20 protein-coding genes are annotated in these 21845 nt (G+C 71.8%); 17 read left to right on the top strand and 3 right to left on the bottom strand.

Annotated features, from left to right (window positions below):
• The first annotated feature begins 26 nt into the window (after window positions 1–26).
• The 8 genes from OHB13_RS10870 to OHB13_RS10835 all read left to right on the top strand — a co-directional run bounded on the left by OHB13_RS10870 (window position 27) and on the right by OHB13_RS10835 (window position 9587).
• Window positions 27–1100, top strand: a complete 1074-nt coding sequence (locus tag OHB13_RS10870) for a nitronate monooxygenase (RefSeq protein WP_266857126.1) — start codon at window positions 27–29, stop codon at window positions 1098–1100.
• A complete protein-coding gene (locus OHB13_RS10865; RefSeq protein ID WP_328376919.1) occupies window positions 1097–1858 on the top strand; it encodes a 16S rRNA (uracil(1498)-N(3))-methyltransferase in 762 nt (253 codons plus the stop codon). The genes OHB13_RS10870 and OHB13_RS10865 overlap by 4 nt, the downstream gene beginning before the upstream one ends.
• Window positions 1859–2023: 165 nt before the next feature.
• A complete protein-coding gene (locus OHB13_RS10860) occupies window positions 2024–2575 on the top strand; it encodes a hypothetical protein (protein ID WP_328376918.1) in 552 nt (183 codons plus the stop codon).
• A gap of 152 nt (window positions 2576–2727) precedes the next feature.
• On the top strand, window positions 2728–3678 hold the full coding sequence (locus OHB13_RS10855) for an ATP-binding protein (RefSeq protein WP_328376917.1): 951 nt from the start codon (window positions 2728–2730) through the stop codon (window positions 3676–3678).
• A gap of 50 nt (window positions 3679–3728) precedes the next feature.
• Window positions 3729–6893: a S41 family peptidase gene (locus OHB13_RS10850; protein ID WP_405755869.1), complete on the top strand. Its 3165-nt coding sequence runs from the start codon at window positions 3729–3731 to the stop codon at window positions 6891–6893.
• 327 nt (window positions 6894–7220) lie between these two features.
• Window positions 7221–7580: a histidine triad nucleotide-binding protein gene (locus OHB13_RS10845; RefSeq protein WP_266857135.1), complete on the top strand. Its 360-nt coding sequence runs from the start codon at window positions 7221–7223 to the stop codon at window positions 7578–7580.
• A 5-nt stretch (window positions 7581–7585) separates the two neighbouring features.
• Window positions 7586–8503, top strand: coding sequence for a ribonuclease Z (locus OHB13_RS10840; RefSeq protein WP_328376915.1), 918 nt, complete (start codon window positions 7586–7588; stop codon window positions 8501–8503).
• 70 nt (window positions 8504–8573) lie between these two features.
• Entirely contained in the window at window positions 8574–9587 is a 1014-nt protein-coding gene (locus tag OHB13_RS10835) for an adenosine deaminase (protein ID WP_328376914.1), read from the top strand.
• On the opposite strand, the gene OHB13_RS10830 is transcribed toward OHB13_RS10835, so the two are convergent.
• Complete coding sequence (locus OHB13_RS10830) at window positions 9533–10894, bottom strand: MFS transporter (RefSeq protein WP_266857141.1); 1362 nt, start codon at window positions 10892–10894, stop codon at window positions 9533–9535. The two genes, OHB13_RS10835 and OHB13_RS10830, sit on opposite strands and share 55 nt — an antisense overlap.
• 190 nt (window positions 10895–11084) lie before the next feature.
• Window positions 11085–11876: an IclR family transcriptional regulator gene (locus tag OHB13_RS10825; protein WP_266857143.1), complete on the bottom strand. Its 792-nt coding sequence runs from the start codon at window positions 11874–11876 to the stop codon at window positions 11085–11087.
• 241 nt (window positions 11877–12117) lie between these two features.
• Between OHB13_RS10825 and OHB13_RS10820 the strand changes: the two genes are divergently transcribed.
• From OHB13_RS10820 to OHB13_RS10790, 7 genes are all read left to right on the top strand, one after another.
• The gene (locus tag OHB13_RS10820; RefSeq protein ID WP_266857145.1) at window positions 12118–13014 is read left to right on the top strand and encodes a 5-dehydro-4-deoxyglucarate dehydratase; all 897 of its coding nucleotides are present in this window, start codon (window positions 12118–12120) and stop codon (window positions 13012–13014) included.
• Window positions 13011–14321 carry a glucarate dehydratase family protein gene (locus OHB13_RS10815; protein ID WP_266857147.1) on the top strand — a complete coding sequence of 437 codons (1311 nt, stop codon included), beginning with the start codon at window positions 13011–13013 and terminating at the stop codon, window positions 14319–14321. The genes OHB13_RS10820 and OHB13_RS10815 overlap by 4 nt, the downstream gene beginning before the upstream one ends.
• Window positions 14322–14510: 189 nt before the next feature.
• Window positions 14511–15596, top strand: a complete 1086-nt coding sequence (locus tag OHB13_RS10810; protein ID WP_266861084.1) for a carbohydrate kinase family protein — start codon at window positions 14511–14513, stop codon at window positions 15594–15596.
• 105 nt (window positions 15597–15701) lie between these two features.
• Window positions 15702–16769: a PhoH family protein gene (locus OHB13_RS10805; protein WP_266857149.1), complete on the top strand. Its 1068-nt coding sequence runs from the start codon at window positions 15702–15704 to the stop codon at window positions 16767–16769.
• A gap of 28 nt (window positions 16770–16797) precedes the next feature.
• Window positions 16798–17295, top strand: coding sequence for an rRNA maturation RNase YbeY (gene ybeY / locus OHB13_RS10800; protein ID WP_266857151.1), 498 nt, complete (start codon window positions 16798–16800; stop codon window positions 17293–17295).
• Window positions 17292–18584: a hemolysin family protein gene (locus OHB13_RS10795; protein WP_266857153.1), complete on the top strand. Its 1293-nt coding sequence runs from the start codon at window positions 17292–17294 to the stop codon at window positions 18582–18584. Before ybeY ends, OHB13_RS10795 begins: the two co-directional genes overlap by 4 nt.
• Window positions 18581–18934: an MmcQ/YjbR family DNA-binding protein gene (locus OHB13_RS10790; RefSeq protein ID WP_266857155.1), complete on the top strand. Its 354-nt coding sequence runs from the start codon at window positions 18581–18583 to the stop codon at window positions 18932–18934. Before OHB13_RS10795 ends, OHB13_RS10790 begins: the two co-directional genes overlap by 4 nt.
• 13 nt (window positions 18935–18947) lie before the next feature.
• On the opposite strand, the gene OHB13_RS10785 is transcribed toward OHB13_RS10790, so the two are convergent.
• Window positions 18948–20378 (bottom strand): MFS transporter, encoded by a 1431-nt coding sequence (locus OHB13_RS10785; RefSeq protein WP_328376913.1) that lies wholly within the window; start codon window positions 20376–20378, stop codon window positions 18948–18950.
• Window positions 20379–20553: 175 nt separating this feature from the next.
• Here OHB13_RS10785 and OHB13_RS10780 point away from each other — a divergent pair, with 175 nt between their 5' ends.
• The gene (locus OHB13_RS10780; protein ID WP_266861086.1) at window positions 20554–21375 is read left to right on the top strand and encodes a helix-turn-helix transcriptional regulator; all 822 of its coding nucleotides are present in this window, start codon (window positions 20554–20556) and stop codon (window positions 21373–21375) included.
• A 27-nt stretch (window positions 21376–21402) separates the two neighbouring features.
• Window positions 21403–21816 carry a cytidine deaminase gene (locus OHB13_RS10775; protein WP_328376912.1) on the top strand — a complete coding sequence of 138 codons (414 nt, stop codon included), beginning with the start codon at window positions 21403–21405 and terminating at the stop codon, window positions 21814–21816.
• Window positions 21817–21845: the final 29 nt, after the last annotated feature.

The raw sequence follows: 21845 nt of genomic DNA, 5'->3' as shown, positions 1-21845 counted from the left end.
TGCGGAGGACGTGGCACGATGCGGTCATGTCCTCCGTACTCGCCGATCTCTGCCGATATCCGATCGTGCAGGCCCCCATGGCGGGCGGTGCTTCAGGCCCGCAGCTCGCCGCAGCCGTCTCCGAGGCCGGTGGTCTCGGGTTCCTCGCCGCCGGGTACAAGACCGCGGACGGCATGTACGAGGAGATCAAGCAGCTGCGCGGGCTGACCTCCCTGCCCTTCGGTGTGAACCTGTTCATGCCGCAGTCCGAGCACCCCGATCCGGCAGCCGTCGAGGTCTACAGCCACCAGCTCGCCGGTGAGTCGACCTGGTACGAGACGCCCCTCGGCGACGTCCACGGCAGCTCGGACGACGGGTACGAGGCCAAACTCGCCGTCCTGCTCGACGACCCCGTCCCGGTGGTCTCCTTCACCTTCGGCTGTCCCTCCCGCGATGTGCTCGACGCCTTCGACCGGGTCGACACCTTCACCATCGTCACCGTCACCACCGCCGAGGAAGCGCAGACCGCCCAGTGGTGCGGCGCCGACGCGGTCTGTGTGCAGGGCATCGAGGCGGGCGGCCACCAGGGCACACACCGCGACGACCCGCAGAACGACGGCACGGGCATCGGCGTGCTGTCGCTCATCACGCAGGTACGGGAGACCGTGCAGCTGCCGGTCATCGCGGCCGGCGGGCTGATGCGCGGCGCGCAGATCGCGGCGGTGCTCGCGGCGGGCGCGGAGGCGGCGCAGCTCGGTACGGCCTTCCTGATCTGCCCGGAGTCCGGGGCGAACAGCCTGCACAAGCAGGCCCTGACCAACCCGCTCTTCGTCCGCACGGACCTCACCCGCGCGTTCAGCGGGCGCCCGGCGCGCGGTCTCGTCAACCGGTTCATGCGCGAGCACGGACCGTATGCCCCCGCCGCCTATCCGCAGGTGCACCACCTCACGGCCGGACTGCGCAAGGCCGCGGCCGGGGTGGGCGACGCCCAGGGCATGGCGCTCTGGGCCGGCCAGGGCCACCGGCTCGCCCGTGAGCTGCCCGCCGGTCAGCTGGTCGAGGTGCTGGTGGCCGAACTGGACGCGGCCCGCGCGCTGTTGGCCGAGGACGGTACGTCATGACCGCCCCGGTCTTCGTCGTCGACGCGGCCCACGGCCTGGACGCGGCGGCCCCCGGCGGCAGATTCGTCCTGGACGGTCCCGAGGGCCGGCACGCGGTGTCCGTGAAGCGGCTGCGGGCGGGCGAGGACGTCGTACTGACCGACGGCGCCGGCCGCTGGGCGCGGTGTGTGGTCCTGGCGGCCGAGGGCAAGGACCGCCTGGAGGTCCGGGTGGACGCGTGCACCGACGATCCGCCGCCCGTGCCCAGGATCACCGTCGTACAGGCGCTGCCCAAGGGCGACCGCGGCGAGGTCGCCGTCGAGACCATGACGGAGACCGGCGTCGATGTGATCGTGCCGTGGCAGGCGTCGCGCTGTATCACCCAGTGGCGCGGCGACCGGGGCGCCAAGTCCCTGGCCAAGTGGCGCAGTACGGCACGCGAGTCGGGCAAGCAGTCCCGGCGCACCCGCTTCCCCGAGATCACCGATGCGCTGAGCACCAAGCAGGTCGCCGCACTCCTCGCGGACGCGGACCTGGCCGGGGTGCTGCACGAGGACCAGGAGTACGGCAGCGAGCCACTGGCAGCGGCCGAACTCCCCACGCGGGGCGACATCGTGCTGGTCGTCGGCCCCGAAGGGGGAGTGTCGCCGGAGGAGCTCGCGGCGTTCACGGCCGCCGGAGCCGGGGTGTACCGGCTGGGGCGCAGTGTGCTGCGTACCTCCACGGCGGGGACGGCCGCGGGAGCGCTGCTGCTGGCCCGGACAGGACGCTGGGGCTGACCAGGCCCGCACCACAACCGCCCCACCGCACCCCACAACCGCCCCACTCCACCCCCCGCCGGTCCACGCCCAAGCCACCCGACCGCGTACGCACCGCCACCCGCGAGAGTGAAGTGGGCGCGAAGAGGCTGCACATCGGCCCCTTTCAGTGGGAACCTGCCCTGTATGGGGGCATTGAGACGTGTATCGAGGCACGCACGGTACCGGTCGGTTCTCGCGACGATCGGCGCTGTCTGCGCGGCAGTTGCGGGTCTCGCGGCCTGTGACCCGATCGACGGGGTCAACACCGGGTCCGTCGCCTACACCACCGACCGCACCGCCACCAGCGCCCTGGAGCACCACGGCGTCGGCGTCGACTGGCTGACCTGCACGGCAGACGCCGCGCCCGGTGCCTCGCCCGCGCCCGCCGCCACGCGCGACGTGGCGCAGGTCGACTGCCAGGGCAGGACCAAGGACAAGCAGGACATCACTGTCAAGGGCAGGGTGACCAGGACCGTCGACGGACGCTGTGTACGGGGCAGCCTGACGAGCACGGTCGGCGGGGAACTGGCCTTCAGGGCCACGCTGCTGGGCAACTGCGCGGCCCCGCCCCCGGACGACACCACCACCGCCCCCGCACCGGGCCGGGGCGGATACAGCGGCGGATACAGCGGCGGCGCGCAGCCGACGGCGACCGTCACGGTGACCGCCACCGTGACGCAGTACCCGGGCAAGTAGCGAACGCGCGAACCGGCAGGCAGCCCGGCCTGATCCGAACGGAAGACCACAACTAGGTATATCCCGCTTAGGTATCCCATCCACGGATTTAGGTGTACGGATCTTCGCCCCGGGCCCGCGCGCGGCGGCCCGTCGCCGGTCAGAGTGGGTCCATGGCTGCCCTTCCCGAACCGGACGTCCTTCCCGAGCCGGACCTCGGCGCGCTCGCCGAACGCCTTGCCGCCACCCGCCTCGTGACCCTCACCGGCCCCGGCGGCATCGGCAAGTCACGGCTGGCCGCCAGACTCAGCGAGGCGACTTCGCGCACCGGCACGCCCGTGCACCGGGTCGACCTCTCCGGCTGTCCGGACGCGGCGCTCGTCCCGTACATGGTGGCCACGGCGCTGCACACCGCACCCGCACCCGGCACCGACCCGGTACGCGCGGTGCTCGACCTGCTCACCCACAGCCGGGGGCTGCTCGTCCTGGACACCTGCGAACATGTGCTGACCGGCTGCGCCTACCTCGTCGGCCGGGTGCACGACAGCTGTCCCGGGCTCCGGATCCTGACCACCAGCCGCAAACCGCTCGACGTACCGGGCGAACAGCTGGTGGAGGTCCCGCCGTTGCCCCGCCGGCGGACCGCCGGGCTGCTCCAGAAGCACGCCGCCTCGTACGGCGTCGAGCTGCCCGACTACTGGGCCGGGCAACTGGCCGATCGGCTGGACGGGGATCCACTCTCCACCCTGCTCGCCGCCCGGAGCCTGCGGCTGATGACCGCGCAGCAGTTGCACGGGTCGCTCTGCGCGCCCGGTGGGCGGTTCACCGTCCTCACCGACGGCCCCGGCGACCCCGCCAGACACCGCACGCTCCTTGAGGCCGTCGAGTGGAGCCACGAGCTGTGCAGCAGGGCCGAACGGCTGCTCTGGGCCCGGCTGTCGGCGTTCACCGGTGAGTTCACCGCGGAGCAGGTCCGTACGGTCTTTCCCGACGGGTCCTCGCTCGTGTCCCTGGTGAGCTCGTCGGTGGTGCTCGCCCGGAGCGACGGGACCTACCGGCTGCCGCTGGCGCACAGGGAGTACGGACAACTCAGGCTCGCCGGGCTGGGCGACGCCCTAGGGTGATCCTTGTGAAGCAGCCTTCCTATCTCCGGTTTCCGCATGTCCAGGGCGATCTGATCGCCTTCACCGCTGAGGACGACGTCTGGATGGCCCCGCTCGACGGCGGCCGTGCCTGGCGGGTCAGCGCCGACAACAGCCCCGTCAGCCATCCCCGGATATCTCCCGACGGCCGCTGGGTCGCCTGGACCTCCACCAGGGACGGGGCGCCCGAAGTCCATCTCGCCCCGGCCGAAGGGGGCCCCGCCAGGCGTCTGACGTACTGGGGCGACGCACGGACGTCCGTCCGGGGCTGGACCCCGGACGGTGAGGTGCTCGCCATCAGCACCCACGGCCAGATCTCGCTGCGGCGCAGCTGGGCGCGGGCCGTTCCGGTCGACGGCGGCCCGGCGCGGACCCTGCCGTACGGACCGGTGGGCTCCCTCGCGTACGGGCCGGACCAGCGGGTGCTGCTCCTCTCGGCGACGATGGGCCGCGAGGCCGCCAGCTGGAAGCGGTATCGGGGTGGCACCGCGGGCAAGCTGTGGACCGGTGAGACCGGCGGCGACTTCGTACGGCTCCACGCCGACCTCGACGGGAACATCGAGTGCCCGCTGTGGGTGGGCGGCCGGGTGGCCTTCCTCTCCGACCACGAAGGCGTCGGGGCGCTCTACTCCTCGCTCCCGGACGGCTCCGAGCTGCGCAGGCACACCGCGACCGACGGGTTCTACGCGCGCCAGGCCGCCACCGACGGCACCCGTGTCGTCTGCATGGCGGCCGGCGAACTGTGGATCGTCGACGACCTCGAAGGCGCCGAGCCCCGCCGGATCGACGTCCGGCTCGGCGGCCAGCGCGCCGACCTCCAGCCCCACTCGGTGCGCGCCGGGCACCACATCGGCACGGTGTCCCCGGACCGTACCGGCCGCGGCAGCGCCGTCGAGTCGCGCGGCGCCGTGCACTGGGTCACCCACCGGGAGGGCCCGGTCCGCGCGCTGGCCGCCGAGCCGGGTGTACGGGCGAGGCTGCCCCGCACCTTCCGGGCCGACGGCGCCGAGCAGGTCGTCTGGGTCACCGACGCGGAGGGCGAGGACGCCCTGGAGTGCGCGCCCGCGACCGGCGCCGCCCCCGCCGCCGCCCCGCGCCGCCTCGCTCAGGGCCGTATCGGCCGGGTGCTCGGGCTCGCCGCTGCCCCGGACGGCAGCCGGTTCGCCGTCGCCGCGCACGACGGGCGGGTGCTGGTCGTCGAGCGCGAGTCCGGCGATGTGCACGAGGTGGACCGCAGCGAGGACGGTGACGCCTCGGGCCTGGTCTTCTCGCCCGACTCCTCCTGGCTGGCCTGGTCGCACCCCGGCCCCGAACCGCTGCGCCAGCTCAAGCTCGCGCACCTCGCCGACCTCTCCGTCGCAGAGGCGACCCCGCTGCGCTTCCGGGACTTCGACCCGGCCTTCACCACCGACGGCAAACACCTCGCCTTCCTCTCCGAGCGCGCCTTCGACCCGATCTACGACGCGCACGTCTTCGACCTGGCGTTCATCGGCAGCTGCCGTCCGCATCTGCTGACACTCGCCGCGGCCACCCCGTCCCCGTTCGGTCCGCAGCGGCACGGCCGCGCGACCGAGCGGGACAAGGACGCCGACGAGCACGACGCACCCACCGCGCTGCCCGTGACCCGTATCGACCTCGAAGGTCTCGCCGACCGGATCGTGCCGCTGCCCGTCGAGGCCGGCAGCTACTCGACGCTGCGCGCCGCCAGGGACGGGCTGCTCTGGCTCCGCCACCCGCTGCGCGGGGTCCTCGGCACGACCAGGGCCACCCCCGACGCGCCCTGGCCGCACACCGTCCTTGAGCGGTACGACCTGGAGAAGCTGCGCGACGAGGAAATCGCCCCGGACGTCGACCACTTCGAGGTCAGCGGCGACGGCAAGCGGCTCGTGCTGCACACGGACGGCAAGCTGCGCGTCGTCCCCTCGGACAGCCGGGTGGCCAAATCCGACGGGGACGAGGACAGCGACCGCAACGTCTCCGTCGACCTCTCCCGCATCCGCCGGATCCTCGACCCGGCCGCCGAGTGGCGGCAGATGTACGACGAGGCCGGACGCATCATGCGGGACCACTTCTGGCGCCCCGACATGTCGGGCGTCGACTGGGACGGGGTCCTGGACCGCTACCGGCCGGTGCTCGCCCGGGTCGCCACCCACGACGACCTGGTCGACCTGCTCTGGGAGGTGCAGGGCGAGCTGGGCACCTCGCACGCCTATGTGACACCGCCGGGCGGCTGGCGCGACGACACCACCCGGCAGGGGCTGCTCGGTGCCGACATCTCCCGTACGGAAGAGGGCAGTTGGCGCATCGACCGGGTGCTGCCTTCGGAGACGTCCGACCCCGCGGCGCGCTCCCCGCTCGCCGCACCGGGTGTGGCCGTCCGTGCCGGTGACACCGTCCTGGCCGTCGACGGCCAGGCGGTCGACCCGCTCACCGGCCCCGCGCCGCTGCTCACCGGCTCGGCGGGCAAGCCCGTCGAGCTCACCGTCTCACCCGCGGACGGGGGCGATCCGCGCCATGTCGTGGTCGTACCGACCGGTGACGAGGAGGCGCTGCGCTACCACGCGTGGGTGGCCGACCGCCGGAGCTATGTCCACGAGCGGTCCGGCGGCCGGCTCGGCTATCTGCATGTTCCCGACATGGTCGGCTCGGGCTGGGCGCAGCTCCACCGCGATCTGCGGGTCGAGGTGGCCAGGGAGGGTCTGGTCGTGGACGTACGGGAGAACCGCGGCGGCCACACCTCGCAGCTGGTGGTGGAGAAGCTGGCCCGCCGCATCGTGGGCTGGGACCTGCCGCGGGGGATGCGGCCCTACAGCTACCCGCAGGACGCCCCGCGCGGTCCCGTGGTGTCCGTCGCCAACGAGTTCTCCGGCTCGGACGGCGACATCGTGAACGCGGCGATCAAGGCGCTGGGGATCGGGCCCGTGGTCGGCACCCGCACCTGGGGCGGAGTCATCGGCATCGACAGCAGGTACCGGCTGGTCGACGGCACCCTGGTGACCCAGCCCAAGTACGCCTTCTGGCTGGAGGGTTACGGCTGGGGCGTGGAGAACCACGGGGTCGACCCGGACGTCGAGGTGGTCCAGACGCCGCAGGACCACGCGGCGGGCCGGGACCCGCAGCTGGACGAGGCGATCAGGATCGCGCTCGCCGCGCTGGAGGAGAACCCGGCGAAGACCCCGCCGGGCCTGCCGGACTGATGGCCGCGCCCCGCCCGCGACCGGGCGGGGGCGCATGGCCGGGGGCGGAGCGCAGGCGCGCCGGCGCCCCCGGCTAGTGCCGCGGCAGGCAAGGTTTGCCCGTCAAGGAGCGGGTTCGGTGCGTGCTCTCGGCGTGCCGGCCGGAAGCCCCCGTACTGGACGTACTTGGGCTTTCGGCCGGTGCGGCGAGAGTGTGTGCCGGGCGTCGCGACGGGGCAAACGTTGCCTGCCGTGGCACTAGCATGGCGGCGTACACGATGATCATCGACCGACACCCTGACCGGCCGGCACAGCGACCGGCCGGCACCGTGACCGAGGAGTGAGCGCATGGCGGGAGAGCCGCAGACCGACTGCCTGTTCTGCAAGATCGTCTCGGGGGACATTCCGGCGACCGTCGTCCGGGAGACCGACACCACTGTCGCCTTCCGTGACATAAACCCGCAGGCACCCACGCACGTTCTGGTGATCCCCAAGGTGCACTACCCGGACGCGGCCTCCCTCGCGGCGGCCGAACCGCAGATCGCCGCGGACGTGCTGCGCGAGGCGGCCGAGGTCGCAGCGGAGGACAAGGTCGACGGGACCGGGTACCGGATCGTCTTCAACACCGGGTCGGGCGCCGGCCAGACCGTCTTCCACGCGCACGCCCACGTCCTGGGCGGCCGCGGGCTCAACTGGCCTCCCGGATAGTTCCGTTGTCCGTACGAGAACTCGTGGTGCTCGGCACCGCCAGCCAGGTCCCCACCCGCCGCCGCAACCACAACGGCTATCTGCTGCGCTGGGACGGCCAGGGCATCCTCTTCGACCCCGGCGAGGGCACCCAGCGCCAGATGCTGCATGCCGGGGTGGCCGCGCACGACATCGACCGGATCTGCGTCACGCACTTCCACGGGGACCACTCGCTGGGCCTGGCCGGGGTGATCCAGAGGATCAACCTGGACCAGGTCCCGCACCCGGTCACCGCGCACTACCCGGCGAGCGGGCAGCACTTCTTCGACCGGCTGCGGTACTCCACCGCCTACCGCGAGTCCGTCGCCCTGGTGCAGTCCCCGGCAACCGGGGACGGAGGCGTCCTGGCGCGGACACCCGCGTACGAGCTGGAGGGGGTCAGGCTCTCGCACCCCGTCGAGTCGTACGGCTACCGGCTGACCGAGCCCGACGGGCGCCGGATGCTCCCGGAGAAGCTCGCCGAGCACGGGGTGTCAGGACCCGGCGTCGGACGGCTCCAGCGGGAGGGCGTACTCGACGGAGTCACCCTCGACCAGGTCAGCGAGGTACGGCGCGGCCAGCGCTTCGCCTTCGTCATGGACACCCGGCTCTGCGACGGCGTCCACCGGCTCGCGGACGGCTGCGACCTGCTGGTCATCGAGTCGACCTTCCTCGACGAGGACGCGAAGCTGGCGGCCGACCACGGCCATCTGACCGCCGGACAGGCGGGCCGTGTCGCACGCGACGCGGGCGTACGGCACCTCGTCCTGACGCACTTCTCGCAGCGGTACACCGACCCCGCGGAGTTCGGCAGACAGGCGCGCGCCGCGGGCTTCGACGGTGAACTCACCGTCGCCGACGACCTGATGCGCGTTCCGGTCCCCACCCGGCACACCACCACCTGACCGCCGTACCGCCCGGCCCGCAAAAAAGAGCCCCCATCCCACCCACACCACCGACCTGAGCGAGACCCCGATGCACCACCTTCCCAAGGCCGAACTCCACCTGCACATCGAAGGCACCCTCGAACCGGAGCTGGCCTTCGCGCTCGCCGCGCGCAACGGCATCGAGCTGCCGTACGCGGACACCGAAGCGCTGCGCAAGGCCTATCTCTTCAGCGATCTCCAGTCGTTCCTCGACCTGTACTACGGGCTGATGGCCGTGCTGCGCACCGAGGAGGACTTCGAGGAGCTCACCGAGGCGTACCTCGCGCGCGCCGCAGCGCAGGGCGTGCGCCATGCCGAGATCTTCTTCGACCCGCAGGCGCACTCCGCGCGCGGCGTGCCGATCGGCACCGTCATCGAGGGCATCTCGCGGGCGCTCGGGCGCAGCGAGGAGCGGCACGGCATCTCCACCCAGCTCATCATGTGCTTCCTGCGCGACGAGTCGGCCGACTCGGCGATCCGCACGCTGGAGGCGGCCAAGCCCCATCTGCACCGGATCGCGGCGGTCGGCCTCGACTCGGCCGAGGTCGGGAACCCGCCGTCGAAGTTCCGCGAGGTGTACGCGGCGGCCGGCGAACTGGGGCTGCGCAAGGTCGCGCACGCGGGCGAGGAGGGCCCCGCCGCCTATGTGCGCGAGGCCCTGGACATCCTCGGGGTGGAGCGGATCGACCACGGGCTGCGCTCGATGGAGGACCCGGAGCTGGTGGAGCGGCTGGTCAGGGACCGGGTGCCGCTGACGCTCTGCCCGCTGTCGAACGTACGGCTGCGGGCCGTGGACACCCTGGAGCAGCACCCGCTGCCGCAGATGATGGCCGCCGGGCTGCTCTGCACCGTCAACTCCGACGACCCCGCGTACTTCGGGGGCTACGCCGGCGACACCTTCCACGCCGTGCACGAGGCGCTCGGCCTCGGGCACGAGGAGCTGCGGACACTGGCCCGCAACTCCTTCCTCGCCGCCTTCCTGGACCACGACGAGGAGCGCAGGGCGCGCTACTTGGCCGAGGTGGACGCGTACGACTTCGACGCGGACCTCGATCTGGGCTGAACGCCCCCGGTGAGCCGGTACTTGCGGCGGGGTACCGGCTCCGGCTCCTCCAGGGCGATCTCGGTGACGGTGAGTTCGGGCGCGCCGAGCTGGGGGACCGTGGACGCCACCGCGCCCAGGGTGCCCGCGACGACGGCCGCGGGGGCGCCGCCCCTGCGGCGTACCGAACCGGGCAGCAGCGGGCGGCCCGAGGTGTGCAGCGCCACCGCGGTCAGCGGGACCGCCAGCAGCAGAAGCAGTGCGCACAGCACCGCTCCCATCAGCGGGAAGCCGGTCCGCGCGGAGAGCAGACTGCCCGCGACCGGGCCGCAGGCCACGCCGAGCGAGGACGCCGAGCCGACCAGGACGGCCCAGCGGCCGCGCGGATCCAACGAGGCGGCCAGACCGATCAGATACGACAGGACCACCGGGTAGAAGGTGTTCCAGAGGATCTCGCCCGACGCGAACGAGCCGAGGCCGCTCGCCGATGAACTCAGCGCGATACACGCCGAGATGATCACCGTGCCGCCGCCGATCGGCAGCGCCCTGCCGAGCCGCGAGCCGAGCGCCCCGGCCCCGGCGACGCCGATCAGTCCGGCGCCGAGCGACACCGCGAAGATCGCGCCGACCGCCACTTCGGAGAGCCCGGCCTGGTCCTGGCCGATCCGGCTGCTGACGCCCCAGAGCGAGTTCTGGGCCATGGCCCAGCAGACCATCGCACCGGCCAGCACCGAGCCCGAGCGCAGATGAGGGATCCGGCCGCGTCCGGTCCCGGTGGCGGGCACGTGCGGGCGGGTCCGGCCGAGCCGGCCGGTCGCGGGCCAGACGAGAGCGGCGACCAGGGCGATGGCGGCGAACGGCGCCCGGTGACCGCCACCGATCTGCGGCAGGACGAGGTAGAGGGCGCCGGCTGTCGCCGAGACCGTGAGCAGCCCGGTGGAGGAGGCCCGGTGGGGGTCGGGCAGGCCCGCGATGCCGCCCGCGGCCACCGCGGTCGCCGTACCGGAGCCCACGCCGCCGATGGCGGCCCCCGCGATGACGAGCGGGAGGTACGCGGTGGTGGCGGCGGCGCCGTAGCCGGCGAGGGTGAGCAGCAGCCCGGCGCGGGCGACCCGCTGCGGGCCGATGCGCTCGACGTGCGAGGCCAGGACGAGACCGGCCCCCGCCGAGCAGAGAAGGAGGACCGAGCCGGCGACGCCGGCTTCGGCGGGAGAGAGACCGAGACCGGAGCCGAGGCGTCCGACGATGGTCGGGAGGAGGTACGAGGCGAGGTAACCAGCGGTGAACACGGCAATGAGAGGCCATGTGGCGCGTGAGCGCGAAGACACGGGCGTTCCTGACAGAGACATGCCTGTGACCAGGCAGAAGAGTGGGGGGAAGTGGGCGTCGTGTCATTGACAGGAGCGCGCGGCCAATGTGTATCAACCACGCGGAGCCAACGAAAAGCTGCCACTCTGTGATCTATAGCACTTTCGGTTTATAGTCACGCAGGCGCGGTCAACAGTGAGGTTTTTTCCCTCAGATCCAGTCAGGTGCACCGGGCAGAGCGTGCGCCGCGGCCTCGATCTCCGCCCGTACCTCGCGCATCGTCGCGACGATCCGGCGCTCGCGCTCAGCGGTCAGCCGGGTCACCGGAACCGAGCAGCTGACGGCGTCCACCGCGGGCGTGTCGTACCGCAGCGCGAAGCCGAAACCGACGATGCCGGTGACGCCCTCCTCGCGGTCGACCGCGTAGCCCCGCTCGCGCACCAGCGCCAGATCGGCGTCGAGGGCGGCCCGGTCGGCCAGGGTGTTCGGGGTGAGCCGTTCCAGCTCGCCGACGGGCAGCCCGTCCGGCCCGTCAGCGGCTCGCTCGGCGAGCAGCGCCTTGCCCAGCGCGCTGACATGGGCGGGCAGCCTGCGGCCGACGCGGCTGAGGGTGCGCAGATACTCGTGCGACTCGCGGGTGGCGAGATAGACGACGTCACCGCGGTCGAACCGCCCCAGGTGGACGGTCTCGCCCAGTGCGGTGGACGCCTTGTCGAGATACGGCTTCACCGCGCGCACCCGGGGGTCCGTGTCGAGATAGCTGGTGCCGGTGAGCAGGGCGCGGATCCCGATGCCGTACAGCGATCCCGTGGCGTCGGTGCGGACCCAGCCGCGGTCGGTCAGCGTCTGTAGTAGGGCGTACATGGAGCTGCGGGGGACGCCGAGCTCATCGGCGAGTTCCCGCAACCGGGCGGGCCGGTCGCCACGCGCGGCGAGGACCTCCAGCAGTTCGACGGTGCGGCCCGCCGACTTCACCTCGCGTACGCCCCCGGTCTCCGGCATGTCCAGAGCTTAGAGCCTCCCGTTCGGACCCCACGGAGCGGCGGGGTCGTGCGGGGTCGGTCGGCACCCTTGACGCCTCCCGTTCATGTACCTACTGTCCATTCCCATGCATGGACGCCATCTACATACGGAGACATGAATGGACACGGGGACCAACACGGGGACCGGCCCAGGGACGGATACGGGTGCCGGTCCGCGATCGGCTGAAGCGGCCGGGGCAGTGGCGCGGCTCCGGGAAGGCATGGCCCGCGGGGTCCTCTCCTTCCCGCTGACCCCCTTCACCGACGGCGGAGAGCTCGACATCGACGGGTACCGGGCCTACCTGGAAACCCAGTTGGCCGCCGCCCCTGGCGCGGTCTTCCCGGCCTGCGGCACCGGAGAGTTCTTCTCGCTGGACGAGGACGAGTACCGCAGCGTCGTCACCGCGACCGTCGAGGCGGCCGCCGGGCGGACACCCGTCGTCGCGGGCATCGGATACGGCTGGGCGCAGGCCGTCAGATTCGCCCGGATCGCAGAGGAGGCGGGCGCCGACGCGGCACTCGTCCTCCCGCACTACCTCGTGGCGGCCCCGCAGGACGGACTCGTCGCACAGCTGGAGCAGATCGCCGCCCGCACCCGGCTGCCCCTCATCGCCTACCAGCGCGGCCAAGTCGCCTTCACCGCCGATTCGCTGCGCCGCATCGCCGCCGTACCCGGCGTCATCGGGCTCAAGGACGGCCACAGCGACCTCGACCGGCTCCAGCGGCTGACCCTCGCCGCACCGGACGGCTTCCTCTTCTTCAACGGCGCGTCCACCGCCGAGATGCAGGCCCGCGCCTACGCCACCGTGGGCGTCCCCGCCTACTCCTCCGCCGTCCACGCCTTCGCCCCCGAGATCGCCGGAGCCTTCTTCACCGCCCTGCGCACGGACGACCAGGCACGCCTGGACGCGCTGCTGCGCGGCTTCTACGTCCCGCTGGTCGAGCTCCGCGACCGGGTCCCCGGCTACGCCGTCTCCCTGGTCAAGGCCGCCGCCCGGCTGCGTGGCCACCGGGTCGGCCCGGTGCGCGCACCCCTGACCGACCCGGGCCCCGACGACCTCGCGGCCCTGGACACCCTGCTGACCGCCGGACTCGACCTCGTAGGAGCGACACGATGACACCGAACACCCCGCGCGACCTGACGATCGCCGAGGTACGGCTCACCCCGGTACTGATCTCCGACCCGCCACTGCTCAATGTGCAGGGCGTGCACCAGCCCTACACCCCGCGGCTCGTCGTCGAGATCGTCACGGCGGACGGGGTCAGCGGTGTCGGCGAGACCTACGGCGACACCAGGTATCTGGACATAGCCCGGCCCTACGCCGAACTGCTGCCGGGCCGGTCCATCGCCGACCTCAACGGCCTCGCCGCACTCGCCCAGCACGTGGGCATCGGCGGCGCACGGGTGGACGACTCGGTCGACGTGGGCGGGCTCCGCGGCGTCCAGACCGCGGACAAACTGCGGCTCTCGGTCTTCTCCGCCTTCGAGGTGGCCTGCCTCGACGCACTGGGCAAGGTCCAGGGCCTGCCGGTGCACGCGCTGCTCGGCGGGAAGGTGCGCGACGCGGTCGAGTACAGCGCGTACCTCTTCTACCGCTGGGCCGAACACCCGGACGGTGCGGGGGAGTCCGACACCTGGGGCGAGGCCGTGGACCCGGCGGGCATCGTCGCGCAGGCACGGCGGTTCGTGGACGACTACGGCTTCACCTCCTTCAAGCTCAAGGGCGGCGTCTTCCCGCCGGACCAGGAGATCGCCGCGGTGAAGGCCCTGGCCGAGGCATTCCCGGGCCACCCGCTGCGGCTCGACCCCAACGGCGGCTGGACCCCGCAGACCTCGCTGAAGGTCGCCGCCGAGCTCGCCGGCGTACTGGAATACCTGGAGGACCCGGCCCCCGGCACCGCCGCCATGGCGGAGGTCTCCGCGGGCACCGACGTGCCGCTCGCCACCAACATGTGCGTGACCACGGTCCCGGAGATCCGTGCGGCCTTCCTGACCGACGCGGTCCAGGTGGTCCTCTCCGACCACCACTACTGGGGCGGACTGCACGCCACCCGTGAACTTGCCGCGATCTGCCGCACGTTCGGCGTCGGGCTCTCCATGCACTCCAACACCCACATGGGCATCAGCCTCGCCGCGATGACCCATGTCGCGGCCACCGTGCCCAACCTGGACTACGCCTGCGACAGCCACTACCCGTGGCAGACCGACGACGTGATCACCAACCGCCATGTCTTCACCGACGGTTGCCTCCCGGTCTCCGAGGCCCCCGGTCTCGGTGTCGAACTCGACCGGGACAAGCTCGCCGCGCTGCACCGGCGCTGGGCCGATGACGACGGCACCATGCGTGATCGTGACGACGTCACCGCGATGCGCAAGGCGAAGGGTTACGAGGACTGGACGTCCCCGGTGCTGCCCCGCTGGTGAACCACCGGGGGCGGCGGGCGCAACGACAAGGTCAGGGCGGCACGCCCGCGGCAGCCTGAGCGGGCGGGCACGGCCACCGTCGGACGCCGCAGCCCGGGGCATGTCCGCGCTCCTGCCGAACCCGTGGTGCAGACTGGTCTCCAACCGCACCGTTGGCCAGTTCGCGACCCGTTGGAGCATACGGTGGCCATTCCTGCCGAGCCCGCCCTTGACCCGCTGAAGGAGACCCGCCGTCCCGACGATCCGCCCTGTGACGTCTATCTGACCGGCACGGTCTTCCTGGACATCATCTTCACCGGCCTCGACAGCGCACCGGTGCGCGGCACCGAGTCCTGGGCGCGCGGCATGGGTTCGAGCCCCGGCGGGGTGGCCAACATGGCCACCGCGCTGGCCCGGCTCGGGCTGCACACCTCGCTCGCCGCGGCCTTCGGCGACGACCACTACGGCGAGTACTGCTGGGACGCCCTGGAACAGGGCGAGCAGATCGACCTGTCGCGCTCCCACACCGTGCCCGGCTGGCACTCCCCGGTCACCGTCTCCATGGCGTACGAGGGCGAGCGCACCATGGTCTCGCACGGCCACGAGGCACCACCCCCCTTCAGCAGCTACCCCAGCTGCCCGCCGCGCGCCCGCGCCGCCATCGCCTCACTGGGGCCCGGCAGCCGCGAGGAGTGGGTGCTGCACGCCGCCGACCGCGGTACGAAGGTCTTCGCCGACGTCGGCTGGGACGAGACCGGACGCTGGGACCTGGGGTGCCTCGCCGACCTGGAGCACTGCGAGGCGTTCCTGCCCAACGCCGAGGAGGCGATGCGCTACACCCGCACCGACTGCCCGCGCGCCGCGGCCCACGCCCTCGCCGAGAAGGTCCCGCTGGCCGTCGTCACACTGGGTGCAGAGGGGGCGTACGCGGTGGACGGATCCACCGGCGAGGCCGCTTCGGTGCCCGCCATCGAGGTCGAGGCACTCGACCCGACGGGCGCGGGCGACGTCTTCGTCGCGGGCTTCGTCACCGGGACGCTGGCGGACTGGCCGCTCGCCGACCGGCTGGCCTTCGCGGGGCTCACGGCGGCGCTCTCGGTCCAGGAGTTCGGCGGCTCGCTCTCGGCACCCGGCTGGGCCGAGGTCGCCGCCTGGTGGCAGCAGGTGCGGACCTGCGCGGGCCAGGACCGGGCCGCGCTGCGCCGGTACGCCTTCCTGGAGGAACTGCTGCCCGCGGCGGCCCGTTCCTGGCCGTTGCGCCGGGCCGTGCCGACGATCGGCTTCCGCACGCCGTAAAAACCCTGGCGTTGTCAGTGCGGCGTCGTAGGCTTGGAGATCCAGAGGTTGTCGAGCAGCGAGAACCCTGCAACGGGAGGTATGCGCAGGCCCGAGGGCCGGCCCATGACTCAGACACCTACACAGCCGCAGGCGCGTGCCCACATCACGGTCCCGGCCGCACACCCCATGGTGATGCTGCTCGGCTCGGGCGACTCGCTGTTGCGCGTGATCGAAACGGCGTTCCCGGCGGCCGATATCCATGTCCGGGGCAATGAGATCAGTGCCACAGGAGCGGCGGCCGATGTCGCCCTGATCCAGCGCCTGTTCGACGAGATGATGCTGGTGCTCCGCACCGGGCAGCCGATGACGGAGGACGCTGTGGAACGCTCGATCGCCATGCTCCGGGCCAGCGAGAACGGCGAGGGCGAGCCGGGAGGCGAGACCCCCGCCGAGGTCCTGACCCAGAACATCCTGTCCAGCCGCGGCCGCACGATCCGCCCCAAGACGCTCAACCAGAAGCGGTACGTCGACGCCATCGACAAGAACACCATCGTCTTCGGCATCGGCCCGGCGGGCACCGGCAAGACGTACCTCGCGATGGCCAAGGCGGTCCAGGCCCTGCAGTCCAAGCAGGTCAGCCGGATCATCCTGACCCGCCCGGCCGTCGAGGCGGGGGAGCGGCTCGGCTTCCTCCCCGGCACGCTCTTCGACAAGATCGACCCGTATCTGCGCCCGCTGTACGACGCGCTCCACGACATGCTGGACCCGGACTCGATCCCCCGGCTGATGGCGGCGGGGACGATCGAGGTGGCGCCGCTGGCCTATATGAGGGGCCGCACTCTGAATGACGCCTTCATCATCCTCGACGAGGCGCAGAACACCAGCGCCGAGCAGATGAAGATGTTTCTCACCCGCCTCGGCTTCGACTCGAAGATCGTCGTCACCGGTGACGTCACCCAGGTCGACCTGCCGAGCGGCACGAAGAGCGGCCTGCGTCAGGTGCAGGACATCCTGGAGGGCATCGACGACGTGCACTTCTCCCGGCTCACCACGGAGGATGTCGTCCGGCACAAGCTCGTCGGCCGTATCGTCGACGCGTACGAGAAGCACGACAACCAGAAGCAGGACAGCGAGAAACACGGCGGCGAGAAGCGCGCCGGCGAGAAGCGCGACAGCCGGAAACGGCTGTAGGCACAGACCGAAAGAGTCAGCAGGCCCCATGTCGATCGACGTCAACAACGAGTCCGGAACCGAGGTCGACGAGCAGGCGATCCTCGACATCGCCCGCTACGCCCTCACCCGGATGCGGATCCACCCGCTCTCCGAGCTGTCCGTGATCGTCGTGGACACCGAGGCCATGGAGCAACTGCACATCCAGTGGATGGACCTGCCGGGTCCCACGGATGTCATGTCCTTCCCGATGGACGAGCTGCGTCCGCCGGCCAAGGACGACGAGGAGCCTCCGCAGGGGCTCCTCGGTGACATCGTGCTCTGCCCCGAGGTCGCCAAGCAGCAGGGCGAGGAAGCCCCGACGCAGCACTCCATGGACGAGGAGCTCCAGCTCCTGACCGTCCACGGGGTGCTGCACCTGCTGGGCTACGACCACGAGGAGCCCGACGAGAAGGCCGAGATGTTCGGCCTCCAGGCCGCGATCGTCGACGGCTGGCGGACGGAGAAGGGACACACCGGCCCCTCACCGGCGCCGACCGTCTCATGACCGCGCAGCTGATCGTCGGTGCGGTCGCGCTGGTCGTGGTCGCCTGGCTGGCGGCCTGCGCCGAGACGGGTATCGCCCGTACATCGAGCTTCCGGGCCGCCGAGGCCGTACGGTCGGGGCGGCGCGGCAGCGAGAAGCTGGCGCAGATCGCCACCGACCCGACCCGGTATCTCAATGTGGCGCTCCTCGTGCGGGTCGCCTGCGAGATGGCGTCCGGGGTCCTCGTCACCTATGTCTGCCTCCAGGAGCTGTCCGAGACCTGGCAGGCGCTGGCGCTGGCCATCGCCCTGATGGTGCTGGTGAGTTATGTGGCCGTCGGCGTCTCGCCGCGCACCATCGGCCGCCAGCACCCGCTGAACACGGCGACCGCTGCCGCCTATGTGCTGCTGCCGCTCGCCCGCGTGATGGGCCCGGTCCCGCAGCTGCTGATCCTCATCGGTAACGCGCTGACTCCCGGAAAGGGCTTCCGCAAGGGCCCGTTCGCGTCCGAGGCCGAGCTGCGCGCCATGGTCGACCTCGCCGAGCAGGAGTCGCTGATCGAGGACGACGAGCGCCGGATGGTGCACTCCGTCTTCGAGCTGGGCGACACCCTGGTCCGTGAGGTGATGGTCCCGCGCACCGACCTGGTCTGCATCGAGCGCTCCAAGACGATCCGTCAGGCCACCACGCTGGCGCTGCGCTCGGGCTTCTCGCGGATCCCGGTGACCGGGGAGAACGAGGACGACATCGTCGGCGTCGTCTACCTCAAGGACCTGGTCAGGAAGACCCACATCAGCCGGGACGCGGAGACCGACCTCGTCTCCACTGCGATGCGCCCCGCCGTCTTCGTGCCCGACACCAAGAACGCCGGTGATCTCCTGCGCGAGATGCAGCAGGACCGCAACCATGTCGCCGTCGTCATCGACGAGTACGGCGGCACGGCGGGCATCGTCACCATCGAGGACATCCTCGAAGAGATCGTCGGCGAGATCACCGACGAGTACGACCGTGAGCTGCCGCAGGTGGAGGACGTGGGCGAGGGCCGCTTCCGGGTCACCGCCCGCCTGGACATCGAGGATCTGGGCGAGCTGTACGGCCTGGACGAGTACGACGACGAAGACGTGGAGACCGTCGGCGGTCTGCTGGCCAAGGCTCTCGGCCGGGTGCCGATCGCGGGAGCGTCCGCGACCGTCGACCTGCCGGACGGCAGGCGGCTGCGGCTCACCGCCGAGTCCCCCGCGGGCCGCCGGAACAAGATCGTGACCGTGCTGGCCGAGCCGGTCGCCGATGTGGAGGAGGCAGCGGGATGACACCGCAGCAGCTCAGGGCGTTCTGCCTGGAATTCAACGCCGCGGCCGAGGAGTTCCCGTTCGGTCCGGAGACCTCGGTGTTCAAGGTGTGCGGCAAGGTCTTCGCCCTGAGCCACCTCGACGGTGACCCGCTGCAGATCTCGCTCAAGTGCGACCCGGACGAAGCGGTCCGGCTGCGCGCCGAGTACGAGGCGGTCGTCCCCGGCTGGCATCTCAACAAGCGCCACTGGAACACGGTGACGGTCGGGCCGCTGCCCGACCGTCTGGTCCGTGAGCTCATCGAGGATTCGTACGACCTGGTGGTGGCCGGTCTGCCGAAGGCGGAGCGCCTGCGGCTCGACCGCGCCTGACCCCCAAGGCCTCTCAAGCGGTGCGGCCGCGGTCACGGCTGCGCCGGCTGAGCCCCGCCGCCACCAGCACCGCGGTCCCGACGAGGATCGCCGCCGCGATGCCCAGCACGGTCCGCACCCCGTCGAAGAGGTCGGTCCGGGTGGTGGCCAGGACCCCCAGCAGCGGGATGCCGATGGTGATGCCGACCTGCTGGGTGGTGGTGACGAGCCCGGTGGCCAGGCCCTGTTCGGCGTCCGGCACACCCGAGGTGACGGTCAGCCCGTACGAGATGATCGCGCCCAGGTGGGCCATGCTGGCCACCGAGACGGCGACCGTGGCCAGCCAGACCCCCGAGTGGGCGCCGAGTCCCACCATCGTGGCGATGAACAGGCCCTGGGCGAGCAGCGAACCGACCAGCACCCGGCGGGCACCGAACCGTCCGATGACCTTCGGGGCGGCCATTCCGGCGGCCACCGATGCCAGGCCCTGGACACCGAAGACCAGCCCCGTCCGGAAGCTGGACAGGTGCAGGACCTCCTGGAGGTACAGGGTCAGGACGAAGACCACCGTCGACATCATCGAGAAGGTGATGAGCCCGCCCAGGTTGCCCCAGGCCACGGTGCGCCGCTTCAGCATCGGCAGGGACACCAGCGGGGCGTCGGCGCGGGATTCGACGACCACGAAGCCGGCCAGCAGGGCGATGCCCAGTACCAGCGACACCAGGACCTCGGCGTGGCCGAAGCCGCGCTGGGCCGCCGTCGACAGTGCGTAGATCATCGCGAGCAGCCCGCCGGTGACGGTCACCGCTCCGGGGATGTCGAGCCGCGGCCGCTCGGAGTGGCGCGACTCGGTGAGCAGCCGGGGAGCCAGGGCGAGCACGATCACCGCTGCGGCGCCCAGCAGGCCCATGGTCGAGCGCCAGCCCAGTGTGTCCGTCAGGACGCCGCCCAGCACCATGCCGACGGTGAAGCCGAGCGAGAGCAGGGTGCCGCTGATGCCCAGCGCCCGGTCGCGCTGCGGGCCTTCGGGGAACGTGGTGGTCAGCAGGGACATCCCGGTCGGCACGATGACCGCGGCGCCCAGACCCTGGAGGGCCCGGCCGGTGAGGAAGACCTCCTGGTTCCAGGCGAAGGTCGCGACCAGCGAGGCCGTGCCGAAGACGGCGAGACCCGTGAGGAACAGCTTGCGCCGGCCGAAGAGGTCGGCGATCCGGCCGAAGAGCAGCAGGAAGCCGCCGGAGGGCAGTGCGAAGGCGGTGACGGCCCACTGGAGCCCGGCCCGGGTCATGCCCAGGTCCTGGCCGAGCACCGGGAGCGCCACGTTGAGTACGGAGAAGTCGAGCGCCACCATGAACTGGGCCGCGCACAGGACGAGCAGGACGAGCCTGGCCCGGCCGGTGAGCCGGTCGTCGGCTGCTGGTGGGGCGGGAGTCGGGGTGAGTGCGGGTGAGGTATCGATCGCCATGTCCCGAGCTTCGGGCTCCGGGAACAATCGTGGGGAGCGGGTACTTATGCTGGTGGCCGCACCACCAGGCAGCCGTACAGGGGGAGATGTAGTGGCGAGTCCGATCGAGAGCGGGGCGGAAGGGCCCAGGCCCGGCACCAAGGCACACCGGCTCAGTGAGCTGCGGGAGTTCCTGATGAGCCGGCGGGCCAGGATCACTCCGGCCGAGGCGGGGCTGCCCGACGGCGGCGGCCGGCGGCGTACACCGGGGCTGCGGCGCGAGGAGGTCGCCGTCCTCGCGGGGGTGGGCGTCTCCTGGTACCAGTGGCTTGAGCAGGGCCGGGACATCACGGTGTCGCCGCAGGTCCTGGACTCGGTGGGCCGGGTGCTGAAACTGAGCAGCGCCGAGCGCCGCCATCTCTATGTGCTGGCCGGGCTGAACCCGCCGCCGCAGGAGGTCGATCCGGCCAACGTCGACATGTGCGACGGGCTGAAGCGGCTGATCGACGCGTGGATGCCGTTCCCGGCGCACATCATGGACCAGTACTGGAACACGATCATGTACAACGACGCTGCGGCGATGACGCTGGCCATGCGCCCCGGCCTCGTGCAGAACTGTCTGATCGCGTTCTTCACCGACCCCGTCTACCGGGCCCGCGCCAAGGGCTGGGAGTCCATCGCGCACCAGGTGGTCGCGCAGTTCCGGGCCGCCTGCTCGGAGTGCCCCGACGACGACGGGTTCCAGGCGGTCGTCACCGAGGCGAAGGAGCGCAGCGCCGAGTTCGCCGAGCTGTGGGAGCGCCGGGACATCGCGCCGGGCGGGCAGGTCCGCAAGGAGCTGGAGCATCCGGTGGTCGGGACGCTGTTCGTCGAGTCCACCCAGCTGAGGGTCCCGGCCCGGCCCGATCTGGCGATCGTGCTGCACACCCCGCTGCCCGACACGGGGACGGAGGCCAAGCTCCAGTGGCTGGCGTCGCCCGAGGGCCGCAGGGGCTCGATGTACCCGGTCGCCAACTGACCGGTGCGGGCTCTTTATGCTCTGCCCATGAGCGACGACGCAGCGAACAGCGCAGACAGCGGTACGGGCAGCGGTACGGGCGGTCCGGCGGCCGGGGCTCAGGTCCCGGACGCCGAGGACCGCAAGATCATCACGCTGGCGCGCAGCGCCCGGGCCCGTAACGGGGTGCCCGAGGGGGCCGCAGTACGGGACGAGACCGGGCGTACGTATGTCGCGGGCAGCGTCGAGCTCGACTCGCTGAAGCTCTCGGCGCTGCGGACCGCCGTCGCGATGGCGGTGGCGAGCGGGGCGCAGTCGCTGGAGGCCGCCGCCGTGGTCAGCGCCGCCGGCGAGGTGCCCGACGAGGACCGTGCCGCGGTGAAGGACCTGGGCGGAGCCGGTACCCCGGTGCTGCTGGCGGGCCCCGACGGCACCCTGCGGACGACGGTCACGGCGGGCTGAACCGCTTCGACTTTCTCCCGGGTGCCGCC

It is taken from the genome of Streptomyces sp. NBC_00440 (assembly GCF_036014215.1).
In the GTDB taxonomy this organism is placed as follows: Bacteria; Actinomycetota; Actinomycetes; order Streptomycetales; family Streptomycetaceae; genus Streptomyces.
Note: the sequence above shows the minus strand (reverse complement) of the source record. Positions and strands in the feature narration are given on the sequence as shown.

Excerpts from the sequence above, each read along its gene's own strand:
- OHB13_RS10870 (WP_266857126.1), top strand. The coding sequence starts at position 27 with ATGTCCTCCGTACTCGCCGATCTCTGCCGATATCCGATCGTGCAGGCC.
- OHB13_RS10865 (WP_328376919.1), top strand. The coding sequence starts at position 1,097 with ATGACCGCCCCGGTCTTCGTCGTCGACGCGGCCCACGGCCTGGACGCG.
- OHB13_RS10860 (WP_328376918.1), top strand. The coding sequence starts at position 2,024 with ATGGGGGCATTGAGACGTGTATCGAGGCACGCACGGTACCGGTCGGTT.
- OHB13_RS10855 (WP_328376917.1), top strand. The coding sequence starts at position 2,728 with ATGGCTGCCCTTCCCGAACCGGACGTCCTTCCCGAGCCGGACCTCGGC.
- OHB13_RS10845 (WP_266857135.1), top strand. The coding sequence starts at position 7,221 with ATGGCGGGAGAGCCGCAGACCGACTGCCTGTTCTGCAAGATCGTCTCG.
- OHB13_RS10835 (WP_328376914.1), top strand. The coding sequence starts at position 8,574 with ATGCACCACCTTCCCAAGGCCGAACTCCACCTGCACATCGAAGGCACC.
- OHB13_RS10825 (WP_266857143.1), bottom strand. The coding sequence starts at position 11,876 with ATGCCGGAGACCGGGGGCGTACGCGAGGTGAAGTCGGCGGGCCGCACC.
- OHB13_RS10820 (WP_266857145.1), top strand. The coding sequence starts at position 12,118 with ATGGCCCGCGGGGTCCTCTCCTTCCCGCTGACCCCCTTCACCGACGGC.
- OHB13_RS10815 (WP_266857147.1), top strand. The coding sequence starts at position 13,011 with ATGACACCGAACACCCCGCGCGACCTGACGATCGCCGAGGTACGGCTC.
- OHB13_RS10805 (WP_266857149.1), top strand. The coding sequence starts at position 15,702 with ATGACTCAGACACCTACACAGCCGCAGGCGCGTGCCCACATCACGGTC.
- ybeY (WP_266857151.1), top strand. The coding sequence starts at position 16,798 with ATGTCGATCGACGTCAACAACGAGTCCGGAACCGAGGTCGACGAGCAG.
- OHB13_RS10795 (WP_266857153.1), top strand. The coding sequence starts at position 17,292 with ATGACCGCGCAGCTGATCGTCGGTGCGGTCGCGCTGGTCGTGGTCGCC.
- OHB13_RS10790 (WP_266857155.1), top strand. The coding sequence starts at position 18,581 with ATGACACCGCAGCAGCTCAGGGCGTTCTGCCTGGAATTCAACGCCGCG.
- OHB13_RS10785 (WP_328376913.1), bottom strand. The coding sequence starts at position 20,378 with ATGGCGATCGATACCTCACCCGCACTCACCCCGACTCCCGCCCCACCA.
- OHB13_RS10780 (WP_266861086.1), top strand. The coding sequence starts at position 20,554 with ATGAGCCGGCGGGCCAGGATCACTCCGGCCGAGGCGGGGCTGCCCGAC.
- OHB13_RS10775 (WP_328376912.1), top strand. The coding sequence starts at position 21,403 with ATGAGCGACGACGCAGCGAACAGCGCAGACAGCGGTACGGGCAGCGGT.